A 4,161-nucleotide genomic window follows, 5' to 3' on the forward strand; every position below is an offset into this window, starting at 1 on the left:
CGCAGGTACACGGCCCCAACCAGACCACGAGGATGGGCGATTACCTGGTCCAGAGAGTCGGGGCGATACCGAGCCGCAAGATAGACATTGAGAATCACCCGAGGGATCTGAACGATCAGTACACTGCCACATTCGTTCAGGAACTGAAGAACTCCATTGCCGAGCCCAATGTGGCGCAAGGGGCGGAGATCAAGATCATTCTGATGAATGAGATCATGGCGGCCTGGTACGGCCAGAAAGACGCCAAAACCGCGCTGGACTCCGCAGCAGTCCAGATTAACGCGATCTTGGCACAGCAGTACAAATAGAGCCGGGCCAGCCGGCCCGCTTCGATCAGCCCGGGGGCGCGGGGGCGAGTCCGCTCCGCCCCGCGCCCTGTCAGCAGGCACAGACACGTGGCGAGGTGAGGCGCAGCATGAAGTCTAGAACCAGGGCAGCGTGGCTTTTCCTCTCTCCCACCCTGCTCTTTTACGCCGTCTTCCTCATATTTCCCGTGCTCAGCTCCCTCTACCTGAGCTTCCACGAATGGAACATGCTCACGCCCCCGCTCCAGGCCCCGAACGTGGGACTCGCCAACTACCGGTACATCTTCTCTGAGGACCCAGTGTTCAAGAAAGCACTCCTCAATACTTTCATATACGTGGTCGTGACAGTCCCTGTCAGCATCACCCTCTCAGTGTTGCTGGCCTTGATGCTGTCGAGGAAGCGGCGTACTGGCTTCTACAGGCTTGCCTTCTTCCTGCCCACAATCACTCCACAGATTGCCGTGGGAATGGTTTGGCGGTACCTCTACCGTCCTAACTACGGCCTCATCAACACGGGGTTGAACGCCGTGGGCATATCCTCGATCAACTGGCTGAATGACCCTTCGACTGCTCTGCTCTCTATCATGATCACCGCGGTATGGGCCATGATCGGAACGAACTTGCTTGTCGTAGACGCGGGTCTTAAGGACATTCCAGATGAGTACTACGAGGCCGCATCGATAGATGGGGCCCATGGATGGCAACGGTTCTGGCATGTCACATTCCCGCTACTCAAACCGTCCCTGTTGTTTGTCTTCGTCACCGGCACCATAGCAGCATGGCAGGTCTTCGACTTCATCGTGGCCATGACTGCACCTACCTTGGGCAAAGCGGGAGGTCCCGTGAACAGTACCATGACCATGGTCCTGTACATGTACCAGACCGCGTTTGAGTATCTGAAGATGGGGCGGGCGTCCGCCATGGCCTACGTGCTGTTCATCATAGTCATGGTCATCTCCCTGGTGCAGCTTCGTCTCTTCAGGCGGGGTGGAATCGAGTCTTACTATTAGGAGCAGGTGTGCGGAAGGAGCGCTATCCCCATGAGCCCTGTGCGTATTTCACACCTTGCGTTGCCCAGGCTGTCACAGGCCGCAATCACGGTCGTCCTTGTGGTCGCCGCCGCCACCATGCTGCTGCCCTTTGTGTGGCTCGCGCTGTCCGCGCTCAAGACCCGCGCGGAGCTGGTGGCGGTCCCGCCAGTCTGGATACCCGAAGTGCCCCAGTACCAGAACTTCGCCCTTGTAGTGCGGCAAGTCCCGCTGTTCAGATACTATCTCAACAGCTTCATCGTGGCGGGAGGCATAAGCCTGTCGGTTCTGATCACGAGCTCGATGGCAGGGTTTGCTCTGGCGAAGTACCAGTTCCCCGGGCGTGACCTGGTCTTCCGGGGGATCCTTGCCACCATGATGCTGCCGTCTTTCATTTTCATAATTCCAGTCTACTACATGATGAAGCACGTGCCGTTCGCGGGCGGGAACGACTGGGCCGGTGTCGGGGGGACGGGGTTTCTCCATTCGAGGCTCTCCCTCATCCTCCCGTTCGCAGTGAGCGCGTGGGGCATCTTCCTGATGCGCCAGTTCATGCTGGGCATACCCGACAGCCTGATAGACGCCGCAAGAATAGACGGCGCATCAGAGATGCGCATACTCCTCGGCATCATGATGCCCTCGGTGAAGCCGGCTCTTGCAACCGTTGGCATTTTCACCTTCATATCACAGTGGAACAACCTCTTCTGGCCACTGGTGGTCGCCACCTCCGCCCCTGAACTCGCCACCCTCACTGTGGGCCTGAAGTTCCTCGAAACATCGTTCGACCCGAACCGCAACGCCCACCTGATACTGGCCGGCCTCACGCTGGGGATCCTCCCAGTGATGATCCTGTTCGCGTCCTTGCAGCGGTACTACGTAAAGGGAATTTCGATGACAGGGATAAAGGGATGACACAGTATGTCTGTTGAAGGCGGTTGCGGCCAGCCCACACAAGCCTATGGGGTCGATATCGGGGGCACTAAGGTCGCGGTTGGGCTCGTGGATGCCGGAGGTCACATAGTCAGGCGCGCGATGGAGCCACTGGAGGCCTCCGGCACCAGCCCGGAAATCACGATCGCGCAGGTGGCTAGGCTCATTCACAAGGTGAGTGATGGCGGGGATGAGCCTCGAAGACCGGTGGGGGTCGGCATACCGGCTGTGATGGACGAGCGCAGGTCCCGTGTGGTCTGGGCACCCAACATTCCAGGATGGTCCGATTTCCCAGCGCTTGATGCGCTCTCCGCCGTGCTTGGCCACGACCGAGTCGCCCTCGAATTCGACGGCATCACTGCCGTGGTGGCAGAGTCATGGGTTGGGGCAGCCAGAGGCGGCAGAGATGTGGTGTTTCTCATCATCGGCACCGGGATAGGCGCAGGGCTCATCCTGGGAGGACGTGTCCACCGGGGCAGCACGGGAATGCCGGGCGGCGTCGGCTGGTTTGCCATGGACCCGGCGGCCCTCGATGACATCAGGACACGCCGCGCTCCCCACTTCGAGGAGTTGTGTGCTGGGCCCGGGCTGCTCACTACCGCAAATGCTGCCTGTAGCAAACGGGCCAGGTTCCCTGATACACAGGCCTTGTTCGAAGCCTACGACAGAGGGGATTCCACCGCAGTGCGCAGCCTGGTGAACGCGGCGAGCTACGTTGGGATGGCCGTTGCCAACATGGTGAGCATTCTCAACCCGGACACGGTCGTCATCGGCGGGGGCATTGGGTTGCAGTACTGCAAGAGGCCCTCACTGTTCACCCACATCCAAGAGATGGTATCGAGCCTCGCGCAGCCAGCCGCGGCGCAGGCGGTGAGGATCATGCCTGCACTCTTGGGGCCGGATGCAGGAGTAATAGGGGCGGCAAAGACGGCAATGGATCGTTTCGGGTCATGTGCTAACTCAGATAGGAAGGACGAGATGCGATGAACGGTATTGAGTATCTGTTACGCGCTCAGGATATTCTCACCAGGATTCAGGGCCAGGAGCAGCAGAACATCCTGGACGCATCCAACATGATGGCGGAATCCATTGCCTGTGGCGGCATGGTGCACGTGTTCGGGAGTGGGCACTCGGTCATCCCCGTGCTTGATATCTTCCCGAGGTACGGGGGGTTCGTGGGCTTCCATCCTATCATGGATCCTCGCCTCATGTGGTTCAACGTCGTGGGGCCCGGCGGAGCTCGCGAACTGCTTTGGCTAGAGAGGACCGAAGGTTACATCGCCAATTTCCTGCAGAGTTTCGAACTGGCGCCCCAGGACACCATGCTTGTCTTCTCGCACGGAGGCCTCAATGCCGCCCCTGTGGAGGCGGCAATCTACGCCCGTGAACGCGGGCTCCGAGTGGTGGCCGTGACTTCGAAAGAGAACCACAATGCCGCTTCCGCCACCCACTCGAGCGGCAAGAAACTCGGAGACCTTGCAGACGTCCTCATCGACAACTGCGTCCCTCTCGAGGATGCCCTTGTCCGCATCGACGGGCTCAGGGAACCAGTCGGAGCCGGGTCCACTCTCGCTGCAGTTGCAATCTCGATGTCGCTGGTGTCGGAGACTGCGAGGCAGCTCGTGGCGAAGGGACACAAGCTCTCAGTCTTCGTCTCCCCGAATGTGGCCGGCGTGCCAGCGGACCACAACATGCAAGTATTCAGGGAGTACGCGAAAGCAACCACCAGGTGATAGACATCGACGGGTGCGGGAACACGGACGCTCCTGCGTTGCTCGGAATCGGGTAGGAGGGGGCGGCTAGCCCCCGTCCTCCCACACCACCGTACGTACCATTCGGTATACGGCGGTTCATTAGACTAACGATACGAGCTGTAGAGATCCGATAGACTCAGGAGC

Annotated in this window: 5 protein-coding genes; all 5 read left to right on the forward strand. The window is 59.7% G+C overall.

Translation table 11 applies throughout. From position 1 onward, the window contains the following. On the forward strand, positions 1–308 hold a 308-nt coding region (locus NUW23_15200; protein ID MCR4427505.1), incomplete at its 5' end, for a hypothetical protein. Positions 309–415: 107 nt separating this feature from the next. Further along, a complete protein-coding gene (locus tag NUW23_15205) occupies positions 416–1,315 on the forward strand; it encodes a sugar ABC transporter permease (protein MCR4427506.1) in 900 nt (299 codons plus the stop codon). A 30-nt stretch (positions 1,316–1,345) separates the two neighbouring features. Next, positions 1,346–2,245, forward strand: a complete 900-nt coding sequence (locus tag NUW23_15210; protein MCR4427507.1) for a carbohydrate ABC transporter permease — start codon at positions 1,346–1,348, stop codon at positions 2,243–2,245. A 6-nt stretch (positions 2,246–2,251) separates the two neighbouring features. Beyond that, positions 2,252–3,250, forward strand: a complete 999-nt coding sequence (locus tag NUW23_15215) for an ROK family protein (protein MCR4427508.1) — start codon at positions 2,252–2,254, stop codon at positions 3,248–3,250. Next, a complete protein-coding gene (locus NUW23_15220; protein ID MCR4427509.1) occupies positions 3,247–3,996 on the forward strand; it encodes an SIS domain-containing protein in 750 nt (249 codons plus the stop codon). The genes NUW23_15215 and NUW23_15220 overlap by 4 nt, the downstream gene beginning before the upstream one ends. Positions 3,997–4,161: the final 165 nt, after the last annotated feature.

It is taken from the genome of Bacillota bacterium (genome assembly GCA_024655925.1).
Classification (GTDB): Bacteria; Bacillota; DTU025; order DTU025; family JANLFS01; genus JANLFS01.